The organism is Streptomyces sp. PH10-H1, from assembly GCF_030063355.1.
Taxonomy (GTDB): domain Bacteria; phylum Actinomycetota; class Actinomycetes; order Streptomycetales; family Streptomycetaceae; genus Actinacidiphila.
This window is the reverse complement of the sequence record NZ_JASISZ010000002.1, coordinates 233,321-245,586: the sequence shown is the minus strand read 5'-3', so window position 1 is coordinate 245,586 and position 12,266 is coordinate 233,321. Positions and strand designations below refer to the sequence as shown.

The window sequence follows — 12,266 nt, the reverse complement described above, 5'->3', positions numbered from 1 at the left end:
ACGGATACCGGCGTACGGCAATGGACACCGACGGATGATGACGACGACGGAGGATGCGATGAGCGCAGCGGACGAGATCGAGGGCGCGAGTCGCAGTCTCGGCCAACTGGTTGCCTCCGCCACGGCGGAGATGTCCGCCCTGGTGCACGACGAGATCGCCCTCGCGAAGGCCGAGATCCGGCAGGACGTCAAGCGGGTCGGCCTCGGCAGCGGCGCGATCGCGGGCGCAGCGGGCCTGGCGTTCTTCGCGCTGCCCATGTTCAGCATGGCGGCGGCCTACGGCGTCCACGCCCTCGGACTGGGCCTCGGCTGGTCGTTCCTGATCGTCGGCGGCGCGTACGTGGTGATCGCGATGGTCCTCGGACTGTTCGCCCGCGCGAAGTTCAAGAAGGTGAAGAAGCCGGTGCGCAGTATCGCTTCGGCCAAGCAGACGGCAGCCGTACTGCAGAGCGTCAAACCGCATCCGCGGCCCCTGGAGTCCGGTAACACCGTCGACCTCAAGGTGTGACACGCTCAGCTGCATGACGGTCGCTGGAAGTTCCTCGGTTGCACGGCTCGACGGGCCCTGGACGCACCGGGATGTCGCCGCGAACGGCGCGCGCTTCCATATCGCCGAGGCCGGCGACGGCCCGCTGGTGCTGCTGCTGCACGGCTTCCCGCAGTTCTGGTGGAGCTGGCGGCACCAGCTGACGGCGCTCGCCGACGCGGGCTTCCGCGCGGTCGCGATGGACCTGCGCGGCGTCGGCGGCAGCGACCGTACGCCGCGCGGCTACGACCCCGCGAACCTGGCCCTGGACGTGACCGGTGTGATCCGCTCGCTCGGCGAGCCGGATGCCGCGCTGGTCGGTCATGACGTCGGCGGCTATCTCGCCTGGACGGCGGCGGTGATGCGTCCGAAGCTGGTGCGCCGGCTGGCGGTGTGCTCGATGCCGCACCCCCGGCGCTGGCGCACGGCGATGCTCACGGACATGAAGCAGACCTCAGCCGGGTCGTACATCTGGGGCTCCCAACGGCCGTGGGTGCCTGAGCGCCAGCTGGTCGCGGACGACTCGGCCCTGGTGGGGCGGCTGATCCGGGACTGGTCGGGGCCGCTGCTGCCGGAGGACGAGACGATCGACGTGTACCGGCGGGCGATGCAGATCCCGTCGACGGCCCACTGCGCCCTGGAGCCGTACCGCTGGATGGTGCGGTCGATGGCCCGGCCCGACGGCATCCAGTTCAACCGGCGGATGAAGCGGCCGGTGCGGGTGCCGACGCTGCATCTGCACGGTTCGCTGGATCCCGCGATGCGCACCCGCAGCGCGGCGGGCAGCGGCGAGTACGTCGAGGCGCCGTATCGCTGGCGGCTCTTCGACGGGCTGGGGCACTTCCCGCACGAGGAGGACCCGGTCGCGTTCTCGACCGAGCTGATCAACTGGCTGAAGGACCCCGAGCCGGACCGGTAGACAGCCCGGTGGATACCTCGGTACCACTGTCTGACTATCAGCCAAATGCCGGGCGCATAAGCCAATTGGGCGACCGCCGCGCGATTACCGACCTTGGGGCGCGGGCACGTAGCTCGGTATGGGTTGGACGCACGACTACTGTGATGTATCACGCACCCGCCGCAATCTCGTCGCCGCTGTCAACCGCGCGACGCCTGTGGCCGTACTCCCCGAGGGGGAGCACCAACTCGGAATCCCGCGCATTCTGCGGCGGCGCGCCCGGTGGGTTGGCGCCCGTCTGCGGCACCCCCGCAGCGACTAGCCAGGGCCATTCCGGCCGGCCGCGGACGGGTCCCTCCCGGCCGGTCGCAGGCGGTCGGGCCGATCGCAGGCGGTCCTAGAGTGCGCAGCCCTGGCTGTCGACCTGGCGGTTGGCGGTACGGCCGGCGGTGACGTCCTCGTGGATCTCGTCAGCGGTCAGTGCGTAGCCGGTGTCGGCGTCGTCGAGGGACTTGGCGAAGACGACTCCTGACACCCTGCCGTCCGGGGTGAGCAGCGGGCCGCCGGAGTTGCCCTGGCGCACCTTGGTGAACAGCGAGTAGACGTCGCGGTGCACGGTGCCCCGGTGGTAGATGTCCGGACCGTTGGCCTGGATACGGCCGCGTACCCGGGCCGCACGGACGTCGAAGCCGCCGTTCTCCGGGAAGCCCGCCACGATCGCGTCGTCGCGGCTGTGCACGTCGCCCGAGGTGAAGTTGAGCGCCGGGGCGCTGAGCGAGGGCACCTGCAGTACGGCGATGTCGCGCTGCCAGTCGTAGAGCACGACGCGGGCGTCGTACAGCTTGCCCTCGCCGCCGATCTGCACGGTGGGCTCGCTGACCCCGCCGACGACATGGGCGTTGGTCATCACCCGGTCCTTGGCGAAGACGAAGCCGGTGCCCTCCAGCACCTTCCCGCAGCTCGGCGCGGTCCCGACGACCTTCACGATGCTCCGGCGGGCGTCGTTGACCACCGCGCTGCTCGCCAGCTTGGGGTCGGGCGCCGGCACCGACGTGATCGGCTCGCCGCCGAACGGGCTGAAGACCTGCGGGAGGCCGTTCTGCGCGAGAGTGGAGCTGAAGTCCGTGAACCAGGTGTCGGCCTGCTGCGGGATGACCCGTGAGACCCCGAGCAGGACCTTCGAGGACCGCACCTCGCGGCCTATCGTCGGCAGCGCGGTGGTGGCCAGCGCGGAGCCGATCAGCCAGGCGACGAGCAGCATCGCGACGACGTTGACCAGCGCACCGCCGGTCGCATCCAGCGCGCGGGCCGGGGACCGGGTGATGTGGGTGCGCAGCTTGTTGCCCAGGTGGGTGGTGAAAGCCTGGCCGACGGAGGCGCAGACGATCACCAGGACGACGGCGATCACCACCGCGACGGAACCGGGCGCCGAGTCGCCGGTGACCTTGCCCCAGATCATGGGCAGCAGGTAGACCGCGGCGAGCCCGCCGCCGAGGAAGCCGATCACCGACATGACGCCGACGACGAAACCCTGGCGGTAGCCGACGACCGCGAACCACACGGCGGCGAGCAACAGCAACAAGTCCAGCACGTTCATCTAGGTTGACCTCGCGAGGACGGTCCAGCTCGACCGGGACATCCCCGGAGGTCCCGGGGATGTCCCCCGGGAAGACACAGCACCTGCACACGGTCTCATGCCGTCCTATGCGAGCGGCACCGTCCTACCCCGGTCCCAGGGCACCTCCCAGCCCGCGAAGTGCAGAATCTTGTCGATCAGACCGGCTGTGAAGCCCCAGACGACCGCGCCTTCGACGAGGAACGCCGGGCCGCGGAAGCCGCTGGGATGCGTCATGGTCGCCCGGTTCGCCGGGTCGGTGAGATCCGCTACAGGGACCCGGAAGACCCGGGCGGTCTCGGCCTGATCGACGGCGCCGACCGGGCTGGGAGTCCGCCACCAGCCGAGCACGGGCGTCACCACGAACTCGCTGACCGGGATGTACAGCCGCGGCAGCACACCGAAGATCTGCACGCCCGACGGATCCAGGCCGGTCTCCTCCTCCGCCTCGCGCAGGGCCGCGCGCAGCGGGCCGTCACCTTCCGGATCGCCGTCCTCGGGGTCCAGGGCGCCGCCGGGGAAGGACGGCTGGCCTGCGTGCGACCTCAGCGAGGTGGCGCGCTCCATCAGGAGCAGGTCCCGGCCGTGCTCACCCTCGCCGAAGAGGATCAGCACGGCCGACTGCCTGCCGCGGCCGGACGGGGGCGGCAGAAAACGGCTGAGCTGCTCGGGCAACACATCGCCCGCAGCGCGGGCCACCGGATGCAGCCACTGGGGCAGCCCCTGGATCGATACGGCGGCCTCGCCGCCACGTGTCGTCGTCATACGCTCCCCTGCGTCGTGCCCGGCTTACCCGTCTTGCCCGGCGGGGCTGCCGGTGCTGCCGGTGCTGCCGGTGCTGCCGGTGCTGCCGGGCCCGTGGCGCCCAGTGGTGGCGCCGGGTCGCCCGGGTACCCGGGCGGTGGGTTCAGGCGCTGGCCCGGGGCGCCGCCCAGCTCGTACTTCAGGAGCTTCTTCGCCTTCTCGGGGTCCGTCTCGCCCTCGCCGTACGCGGGGCAGAGCGGGGCGATCGGGCAGGCGCCGCAGGCGGGCTTGCGGGAGTGGCAGGTACGGCGGCCGTGGAAGACCACGCGGTGCGAGAGCATCGTCCACTCGCTCTTCGGGAAGAGCGCGCCGACCTCCTGCTCGACCTTCTCCGGATCCTCGGAGGTGGTCCAGCCGAAGCGGCGGGCCAGCCGGCCGAAGTGGGTGTCGACGGTGATTCCCGGCACCCCGAACGCGTTCCCCAGGACGACGTTCGCCGTCTTGCGGCCCACGCCGGGCAGCGTCACCAGGTCTTCCAGCCGGCCGGGCACCTCGCCGCCGAACCGGTCGTGCAGCGCCGTGGACAAGCCCAGCAGCGACTTCGCCTTGGCGCGGAAGAAACCGGTCGGCCGGATGATCTCCTCGAGCTCCTCCGGCTTGGCCTCCGCCATGTCCTCGGGCGTCGGATAGGCGGCGAAGAGGGCGGGGGTCGTCTGGTTGACGCGCAGGTCGGTGGTCTGCGCGGAGAGGACGGTGGCAACGAGGAGCTGGAACGGATTTTCGAAGTCCAGCTCCGGATGGGCGTACGGGTAGAGCTCGGCGAGCTCACGGTTGATCCGCCGCGCCCGGCGGACCAGCGCGATCCGGGATTCCGGCTTTCCGGCGGGCTTGGGCGAAGCTTGTTCGCTTACAGCGGAATCAGGGTTCCGGATCACCCGTTTGGCGGTCCCACCCTGCCGTTTTTTCTGCGAACTCGGCGTATCAGACACCCGGCCAGCCTAAGCCTCGGCACTGACATCCACCCTTGACCACAAGGAACCGACCCCCAATCGGACCCCCGGGGCACGTGCTCGGCGATACATAAGACAGACTTGTGATTGATCGCACTGTTTTGCCAGCGGGCATCACGGGGATCATCCGGCGATGTCGACAAGGAGAGAGCTCGTGGACGACGTTCTGCGGCGCGCAGCGCTTTTTGCGGCGCTCGACGATGAGCAGGCCGCTGAACTGCGCGCCTCCATGACGGAGGTCACGCTCGCGCGTGGAGACGCGCTGTTCCACGAAGGGGACCCGGGGGACCGGCTGTATGTCGTCACCGAGGGCAAGGTGAAGCTGCACCGCACCTCCCCCGACGGCCGGGAGAACATGCTCGCGGTCATCGGCCCCGGCGAGCTGATCGGTGAGCTGTCGCTCTTCGACCCCGGCCCCAGGACCGCCACGGCCACGGCCCTGACGGAGCTCAAGCTCCTCGCCTTGGGCCACGGCGACCTGCAGCCCTGGCTGAACGCCCGGCCCGAGGTCGCGACCGCGCTGCTGCGTGCCGTCGCGCGACGGCTGCGGCGTACCAACGACGTCATGTCGGACCTCGTCTTCTCCGACGTGCCCGGCCGCGTCGCGAAGGCGCTCCTGGACCTGTCGCGCCGTTTCGGTGTGCAGTCCGAGGAGGGCATCCACGTGGTGCACGACCTCACGCAGGAGGAGCTGGCCCAGCTCGTCGGCGCCTCGCGCGAGACGGTCAACAAGGCGCTCGCGGACTTCGCCGGACGTGGCTGGCTCCGTCTGGAGGCGCGCGCGGTGATCCTGCTCGACGTCGAGCGGCTCGCCAAGCGCAGCCGCTGACAGGCGCTGCCCGGAGTTCTGCGGCTCCGCTGCGTGCAGGAGGCCCGGCCCCCATCGGGGCGGGGCCTTCTGCACGTCCTGGGCCGGTCGGCGGCGGTCGGCGGCGGGGTCGGCGGTCAGCGGCCGGGCGTCACCAGGCGGGCCTCGTAGGCGAAGACAGCGGCCTGGGTGCGGTCACGGAGTCCGAGCTTGACCAGGACCCGGCTGACGTGGGTCTTGACGGTGGACTCGGCGACGACGAGGTGGGCGGCGATCTCGGCGTTCGACAGGCCCTGCGCGACCAGGACGAGGACCTCGGTCTCGCGCTCGGTGAGATCGCCGATGCGGTCCTGGGCCGGCGGCTTGGGCGTACCGAGCCGGGAGAACTCGGCGATCAGCCGTTTGGTGACGGTGGGGGCGAGCAGCGCCTCGCCGGCCGCCACGATCCTGACAGCGTCGCCCAGCTGCCGGGCCGAGGCGTCCTTGAGCAGGAAGCCGCTGGCTCCGGCGCGGAGCGCCTGGTAAACGTATTCGTCCAGGTCGAAAGTGGTCAGGACGAGGACCTTGGCAGCGGCGTCGGCCGCGACGATCTCACGGGTCGCCTCCAGGCCGTTGACCTCGGGCATCCGGATGTCCATGAGGACGACATCGGGTCGCAGCGCGGCCACCTGGGCGATGGCCTCACGGCCGTCCACAGCCTCTCCCACGACGTCGATGTCCGGCTGCGCGTTGAGCAGGACCGAGAAACCCTCGCGGACCATCATCTGGTCGTCGACGATCAGCACCCGGATCGTCATACGGGGTCCCCGGGGGTCGTGTCGGACGCTTCCACGGCGGAAACCGGCCCGGGCTTCACCTCCGGCTTCACGTCCGGCTTCACGTCCGGGTACGCGTCCGGCTCCGGCTTCGGCTCGGCTGCGACCGGGATGAAGGCCGTCACCTCGTAGCCGCCTTCGGCGGTGGGTTCCGCCGTCATCTCGCCGGCCAGCATCGACACCCGCTCCCTCATGCCCAGCACGCCGTGACCGGCGCCGTGGGAGGGCCTGATCTCCACCGTGGCCGGGCCGTTGACCACGCGCAGGCCGAGGCCGCTGAGGACGTAGCCGATCTCGACGCGGATATCGGCGCCCGGAGCGTGCCGCAGCGCGTTGCTGAGCCCCTCCTGGACGATCCGGTACGCGGACAGCTCCACGCCCTGTGGAAGCGTACGGACGGCCCCGGTCACCACCTTGTCGACGACGGCACCGGTGTCCCGGACGTTGGCCAGCAGCGAGTCGAGGGTGGCGAGGGTCGGCTGCGGGGCCTCGGGGGCGCTGTCGGTGAAAGCGTCCGGGTTGTCGGCCCGTACGACGCCCAGCACGCGGCGCAGCTCGGTGAGGGCGGCCACCGCGTTCTCGCGGATGATCGCGAAGCTCCTGGTGAGCTCGGCCGGCGGGTCGTCGACGCGATAGGGCGCGGCCTCGGCCTGGATGGCGATGACGGACATGTGGTGCGCGACGACATCGTGCAGTTCACGGGCGATGGTGGTGCGCTCCTCCAGGACGGTACGGCGCGACCGCTCCACCTCGGTGACCGCGACCTGCTCGACGACCTTCTGCTGCGTCTCCCGCCAGCCCCTGACCAGGACCACGGCGAGCAGGACGAGGAACGAGACGACCGACATGGCGAGGCCGTCCGACTCCTGCCAGGGGTCCATGGACGCGAACCCGACGCCGAGCAGCGTCGTCAGCAGCCACATCTCGGCCGCCACCCGGGGCCGCGTACGGCCCGCCACCACGGCCATCACCACCACGTGCGAGACGAATCCGGTGGCCGTCCACGGCCACTCCGAGAACGCATGGCCCGCGGCGCCGCCGAGGAAGCCGGCCGCGAGCGACAGCCACCAGCCGCCGACGGGGCGGAACAGCACCGTCACCAGCGGAATCCCGGTGAGGAGCGCGGCGGCCAGGCCCGATCCGCCCCGTTCGCTCTCGAACTCGTAGCCGGCCAGCATGAGGAAGCAGGCAAAGGCCGTCAGGGTGGCATGCGGGAGCCAGCGCGAGGATTCACGGAACCTGTCCGGGAGCCTGCTCACGACCGGTCCGTCGATACGGCGGGGCGGCAGCGGCCGGAAGGCGAAGGCATCGGTGATCAGGTCGTCTCGCAGCCCCTTCAGTGCGCTCCGGGCTATGCGGAGCTCGCTTCGCAGGGTGGTCTGGCTGGTGTCGGTCACGCTCACACACTAGGCAGCGCGCGGGGCCGCGTCGTCCACAGCGCAGCCGATCTCCCGGCATCCGTCTCAAGGACTACACGGGTCCGCCGGAAGGCGGCCGGGAGATCGTGGGCGGGGCGGCCGCCGGGCGGGTTGCGGGGCTGCTACCAGGCGAGTTGCGCTATCTCCTCGGTGACGACGGCGCACGCACCGGCGGCCGGGTCGATCAGCGGGAAGTGCCCGATGCCGTCCAGCACCGCCTCGGTGACCTCCTCTCCCGACAGTGCCGAAGCCTCGGCGAAAGCCTGCGCGACCTGCGGCGGAACCACATTGTCAGTGGTGCCCTGCACGATGGTTGTGGCGATACCGGTGGGCAGGAGCGCGGCGGGATCGGCGTGGGGCAGCCGCGCCGTGACGTGCTCGGGCCCGCCGAGGAACTGGACGACGGCGTCGGAGCACACCCGCAGCCGGATCGCGGACGCGAAGTCCGCGATCGGCGCGAGGGCGACGACTCCGCGCAATGGGGGAGGCGAAGTGCGATGCCAGGGGGAATCGAGTGGCAGCGCGTTGCGGGCGGCGGCCCACAGCGCCAGATGACCACCGGCGCTGTGACCGGTGAGCACGACCCGCCGCGGGTCCACGCTGTCCGCGCCCAGCGCGCGCATCGCGAGCGCGGGGACGGCGTCGACGGCCGTGGCGATGTCGTCGAACGTGTCCGGCCAGCGGCCCGCGGCCGGCGCGCCCTCGCGCGGGTAGGCGCTGCCGTCGCCTTCGGACGGCGGCTCCTCGCCGCCGCGCCGGTACTCCACCGAGGCCACGGCGAACCCGCACCCGGCGAGGTGGGCGGCGAACGGCGAGATGTGCCTGCGGTCGTAGGGCGCGCGCCAGGCACCGCCGTGCAGGACCACGACGAGTGGCGCGGGCCGCCCGGTGGCGCCGGGGGCGGCGCGGGGACGGTAGAAGTCGACGATCTGGTCCGGCAGTTCGCCGTAGGCGGCGGTCGCGTCCGGGCGGACGGCCGCATGCGCGAAGAGCGACGCCTCCTCCGCCTCCGCGCGCTTCGCGGCGGCGTCCGCCGGGCCGGGACCGGCCGGGGGCCGCGCGCGGTGGGCGGCGTGCTCGGGCGTGGAGGCCGGCATCGGTTACCTGGTCCCTTCGCCGGCGGCCCGGACGGCCGTTCCACCGGATTCTTCGCTGGCTTTTTCGCCGGTCTTTTCGCCGGCGTCTTCGAGAACAACCCCGTCGAGGCCGGTCCCATCGAGAACGCCCCCTTCGCGGCCGACCTCTTCGAGAACGTCGGCGAGTACGCGTGCGGCGCGCTCCGCGTCCGCGTAGCGCGTGTAGAGCGGGGTGAAGCCGAAGCGCAGCACGTCGGGGCGCCGGAAGTCGCCCACGACGCCACGTGCGGTCAGCCGGCGCATGACCTCGCCGGCGCCGGCGCAGCGCAGTGCGACCTGGCTGCCGCGGTGTTCGTGCGCGACGGGTGTGATCGACGAGACGCCGCCGGACGGCACGTACCGCGCGACGCATTCGAGGAAGAAGTCGGTCAGAGCCAGGCTCTTGGCCCGTACGTCCTCGATGGCGACGCCGTCCCAGACGTCGAGCGCGGCGTCGAGGGCGAGCAGGGACAGGATCTCGGGGGTGCCGACACGGCCTCGTACGGCGCCGTCCGCCGGGGTGTAGGCAGGGGTCATGCCGAAGGGATCGGCGTGGGAGTTCCAGCCGGGCAGCGGGGAGTCGAAGCGGGACTGCAGATCACGGCGGACGTACAGGTACGCGGGCGCGCCGGGGCCGCCGTTGAGGTACTTGTACGAGCAGCCGACCGCGAGATCCACCCCGTGGGCGTCGAGGCCGACCGGCAGCGCGCCCGCGCTGTGGCACAGGTCCCAAACGACGAGGGCGCCCGCCGCGTGTGCGGCGGCCGTCGTGCCGGGCAGATCGTGCAGCCGCCCGGTGCGGTAGTCGACGTGGTTGACCAGCACGACAGCGGTGCGGTCGCTCATGGCGTCCGCCATGGCCCCGGCCTCGACGGGCCGGATGGTCCTGCCCGTCATGCGGGCCGCGGATTCGGCGAGGTAGCCGTCGGTCGGGAAGGTCGCGGCGTCCACGAGGATCTCGGTGCGGTCGTTCGCCGACATGCGGACGGCGGCCACGACCGCCTTGAAGACGTTCACGCTGGTGGAGTCGCCGGCCACCACCTGGCCGGGGGCCGCGCCGATCAGCCGGCCGATGCGGTCGCCGATCCGCTCGGGGGCGGTCCACCAGCCGCTCTCGTCCCACGAGCGGATGCGCAGGCTTCCCCATTCGCGCTCGATCACGTCGCGCAGCCGGGGCGCCACAGCGGCCGGGAGGGCGCCCAGCGAGTTGCCGTCGAGATAGACGGTCTCGTCGAGGGTGAAGCGGTCCCGGATGCCGGCGAGCCCGTCGGCGGCGTCCAGCCGCCCGGCACGCACTCGCAGGGCGTCGTCGGAAGCGGCGGCCGCGATGGCGGCGGCGTCAGACATGGCTGCGCGCCGTCCACAGCTCGGGGAAGACGTTCTTGGCGGCACGTTTCTCCAGCCAGGCCACCCCCGCGGAGCCGCCGGTGCCGGTCTTGGAGCCCATCGCGCGGCGGGTCGCCACCAGATGGTCGTTGCGCCAGCGCCAGACCAGCTCGGCGACCTCGGTCAGCGCCTCGCCCAGCCGCAGCAGTTCGGCCTCTCCGCCGGTGGCCTGGGGGTTGGAGTAGATCCGCTGCCAGACGCGCTCGACGGCCGGGTCCGGCTCGTAGCGCTGCGAGAGGTCGCGTTCGAGGAGCTGGGCGGGGATGTCATGGCCGCGGCGGTGCAGCAGACCGAGCACCTCGTCGTACAGGCTCGGCTCGTCCAGGGCCTTCTCCAGCTCGGCGTGCGCCCGAGGCGAGCCGCGGTGCGGCACGAGCATGGACGCCGACTTCTCGCCGAGCAGGAACTCCAGCCGGCGGTACATCGCGGACTGGAATCCGGAACCCTCGCCGAGTGCGCTGCGGTAGGCGTTGAACTGCCCGGGAGTGAGGTGCGCGAGCGGCTTCCAGGAGGCGTTGAGCGATTCGAGTTCGTACGTGCTCCGCTTGAGCGCCGCCATCGCCGTCGGGAGGTCGTCCTCGCGGAGCGCCTGCCCCGCGGTGTGCCATTCATGGACGAGGACGGTGAACCACAACTCCATGACCTGGGTGGTGACCAGGAAGACCATCTCGCCGGGATCGTCGGAGAGGGTGTGCTGCAGATGAGTGAGAACGTCCGCCTGGACATAGTCCTCGTAAGGGGTGGTGCCCTGGAAGTCGAGGTTCGGGGTCTCCGGACTCTCGGCTGGTGTTTCGGACATTTCCGTTCCCTTCAGGATCTCGTGCCCGGGGTCGCCGGGCCACGCCGAGATCATCTGTCGAGTGCGGAGATTCGGCAAGAGCATCAGGTCACCGGCGGGCCGCCGAGGTAGTGCCCCTGACCGTCGTATGGCCAGGCGTTCGGTTTGCAGCCATTGAGACCCTTGATCTGCTGCATCATCGCGGGCGCCGGCTTGCCGCGGCCCGGGCAGCCCTCGTGGCCGTGGCCGAGACTGTGTCCGACCTCATGGTTGATGATCAGGGCGCGGTAGTCGGAGATCGGCCCGGTGAACGTGGGCGAGCCCAGCATCCACCGGCGGAGGTTCACCACCACGCCGCCGGGGACCTCGCAGTTCAGCTCGTTCTCGGTGTCCATGTGGATGGCCTCCAGACAGAGCTGGTCGGCGGTGTCGGGCGTGGCTATCCGGATGACGAGGTCCGCGCTGCCGGACGACACCTGGCGGAAGCCGTGCTTGCCGTCCCGGGCCCAGCTGCGGGGGTTGGCGAGGATCGCCGCCACATCCGTCGCCACCTGGTCGGCGGACAGCGTGATGCCGTCCTCCACCTGGATCTTGTACGTGCGGATGGTGCCGTGACCCGCCGTGGTGCCGTTGCCCGTGCCTCCTTTGAAGGTGCCGGGGCCGGACTTCGGCACCGGTATCGTGCCGCCGCCGGTCGTGGGAGAGGACGAGGACGACGAGGGGGCCGAACTCGGCTGCGGATCGTCCTGCGACGCGATGGCGCCCGGGGTGACCTGGGCTGGCGGGGCCGTCGGGGGAACCGCCTCGGCAATGTCGTCCGAGCCGCCGCTCCACCAGGCGGCGACGCCGCTCACCAGCACCGCCAGCGCGGTGAAGGTCAGCAGCAGACGCATGCGTCGCTGGGCCCTCCTGCGCCGGCGCATGCTCCGGCCCTGGCGGCTGCCGCGACCTCTCCGCTGGTCGCCGCGCGCTGCCGGTGCGTGATGGGTCAAGGCTCCCCCTGATGGCGCCACCGGAGTGGCGGCCTCCCCGGCCGCCGACTGCCCCCACGGTGCTCACAGACAATGACGCTCACAATCACACATGGGTTCGGCAGAACGCCAAGTCAAGAGCATCTCTGTTCGTTTCACAGCGGTTTCAGGGGCAGTCGGCG

At 71.2% G+C, this 12,266-nt stretch carries 12 protein-coding genes; 3 read left to right on the top strand and 9 right to left on the bottom strand.

Annotation, left to right across the window (positions count from 1 at the left end; all coding sequences use genetic code 11):
- Positions 1 to 58: 58 nt before the first annotated feature.
- Together QMK24_RS02390 and QMK24_RS02385 are read left to right on the top strand one after the other, a co-directional pair.
- Entirely contained in the window at positions 59 to 508 is a 450-nt protein-coding gene (locus QMK24_RS02390; protein ID WP_283463328.1) for a phage holin family protein, read from the top strand.
- A gap of 13 nt (positions 509 to 521) precedes the next feature.
- The gene (locus QMK24_RS02385; RefSeq protein WP_283463327.1) at positions 522 to 1,445 is read left to right on the top strand and encodes an alpha/beta fold hydrolase; all 924 of its coding nucleotides are present in this window, start codon (positions 522 to 524) and stop codon (positions 1,443 to 1,445) included.
- 376 nt (positions 1,446 to 1,821) lie between these two features.
- Here the strand turns inward: QMK24_RS02385 and QMK24_RS02375 are convergent, their stop codons facing one another.
- The 3 genes from QMK24_RS02375 to nth form a co-directional block, all read right to left on the bottom strand.
- A complete protein-coding gene (locus tag QMK24_RS02375; protein ID WP_283463325.1) occupies positions 1,822 to 3,021 on the bottom strand; it encodes a MarP family serine protease in 1,200 nt (399 codons plus the stop codon).
- Between the two features lie 105 nt (positions 3,022 to 3,126).
- Positions 3,127 to 3,804, bottom strand: a complete 678-nt coding sequence (locus QMK24_RS02370) for an NUDIX hydrolase (protein ID WP_283463324.1) — start codon at positions 3,802 to 3,804, stop codon at positions 3,127 to 3,129.
- Positions 3,801 to 4,718 carry an endonuclease III gene (nth, locus tag QMK24_RS02365; RefSeq protein WP_502962424.1) on the bottom strand — a complete coding sequence of 306 codons (918 nt, stop codon included), beginning with the start codon at positions 4,716 to 4,718 and terminating at the stop codon, positions 3,801 to 3,803. The genes QMK24_RS02370 and nth overlap by 4 nt, the downstream gene beginning before the upstream one ends.
- A 229-nt stretch (positions 4,719 to 4,947) precedes the next feature.
- On the opposite strand from nth, the gene QMK24_RS02360 reads away from it, so the two are divergent.
- The gene (locus QMK24_RS02360) at positions 4,948 to 5,622 is read left to right on the top strand and encodes a Crp/Fnr family transcriptional regulator (protein ID WP_138357072.1); all 675 of its coding nucleotides are present in this window, start codon (positions 4,948 to 4,950) and stop codon (positions 5,620 to 5,622) included.
- A 116-nt stretch (positions 5,623 to 5,738) separates the two neighbouring features.
- On the opposite strand, the gene QMK24_RS02355 is transcribed toward QMK24_RS02360, so the two are convergent.
- The 6 genes from QMK24_RS02355 to QMK24_RS02330 all read right to left on the bottom strand — a co-directional run bounded on the left by QMK24_RS02355 (position 5,739) and on the right by QMK24_RS02330 (position 12,006).
- Complete coding sequence (locus QMK24_RS02355; protein ID WP_283463323.1) at positions 5,739 to 6,398, bottom strand: response regulator; 660 nt, start codon at positions 6,396 to 6,398, stop codon at positions 5,739 to 5,741.
- The gene (locus QMK24_RS02350) at positions 6,395 to 7,813 is read right to left on the bottom strand and encodes a sensor histidine kinase (RefSeq protein ID WP_283463322.1); all 1,419 of its coding nucleotides are present in this window, start codon (positions 7,811 to 7,813) and stop codon (positions 6,395 to 6,397) included. The genes QMK24_RS02355 and QMK24_RS02350 overlap by 4 nt, the downstream gene beginning before the upstream one ends.
- A gap of 143 nt (positions 7,814 to 7,956) precedes the next feature.
- Entirely contained in the window at positions 7,957 to 8,931 is a 975-nt protein-coding gene (locus QMK24_RS02345) for an alpha/beta hydrolase (RefSeq protein ID WP_283463321.1), read from the bottom strand.
- Between the two features lie 3 nt (positions 8,932 to 8,934).
- Positions 8,935 to 10,296 carry a kynureninase gene (gene kynU, locus QMK24_RS02340; protein ID WP_283463320.1) on the bottom strand — a complete coding sequence of 454 codons (1,362 nt, stop codon included), beginning with the start codon at positions 10,294 to 10,296 and terminating at the stop codon, positions 8,935 to 8,937.
- On the bottom strand, positions 10,289 to 11,134 hold the full coding sequence (locus QMK24_RS02335; protein ID WP_283463319.1) for a tryptophan 2,3-dioxygenase family protein: 846 nt from the start codon (positions 11,132 to 11,134) through the stop codon (positions 10,289 to 10,291). The genes kynU and QMK24_RS02335 overlap by 8 nt, the downstream gene beginning before the upstream one ends.
- Before the next feature lie 83 nt (positions 11,135 to 11,217).
- The gene (locus QMK24_RS02330) at positions 11,218 to 12,006 is read right to left on the bottom strand and encodes a DUF3152 domain-containing protein (RefSeq protein WP_283463318.1); all 789 of its coding nucleotides are present in this window, start codon (positions 12,004 to 12,006) and stop codon (positions 11,218 to 11,220) included.
- Positions 12,007 to 12,266 lie beyond the last annotated feature (260 nt).

What these genes read in the sequence shown, in the direction of transcription:
- QMK24_RS02390 (WP_283463328.1), top strand. Translation starts at nt 59, where the DNA reads ATGAGCGCAGCGGACGAGATCGAGGGCGCGAGTCGCAGTCTCGGCCAA.
- QMK24_RS02385 (WP_283463327.1), top strand. Translation starts at nt 522, where the DNA reads ATGACGGTCGCTGGAAGTTCCTCGGTTGCACGGCTCGACGGGCCCTGG.
- QMK24_RS02375 (WP_283463325.1), bottom strand. Translation starts at nt 3,021, where the DNA reads ATGAACGTGCTGGACTTGTTGCTGTTGCTCGCCGCCGTGTGGTTCGCG.
- QMK24_RS02370 (WP_283463324.1), bottom strand. Translation starts at nt 3,804, where the DNA reads ATGACGACGACACGTGGCGGCGAGGCCGCCGTATCGATCCAGGGGCTG.
- QMK24_RS02355 (WP_283463323.1), bottom strand. Translation starts at nt 6,398, where the DNA reads ATGACGATCCGGGTGCTGATCGTCGACGACCAGATGATGGTCCGCGAG.
- QMK24_RS02345 (WP_283463321.1), bottom strand. Translation starts at nt 8,931, where the DNA reads ATGCCGGCCTCCACGCCCGAGCACGCCGCCCACCGCGCGCGGCCCCCG.
- kynU (WP_283463320.1), bottom strand. Translation starts at nt 10,296, where the DNA reads ATGTCTGACGCCGCCGCCATCGCGGCCGCCGCTTCCGACGACGCCCTG.
- QMK24_RS02335 (WP_283463319.1), bottom strand. Translation starts at nt 11,134, where the DNA reads ATGTCCGAAACACCAGCCGAGAGTCCGGAGACCCCGAACCTCGACTTC.
- QMK24_RS02330 (WP_283463318.1), bottom strand. Translation starts at nt 12,006, where the DNA reads ATGCGTCTGCTGCTGACCTTCACCGCGCTGGCGGTGCTGGTGAGCGGC.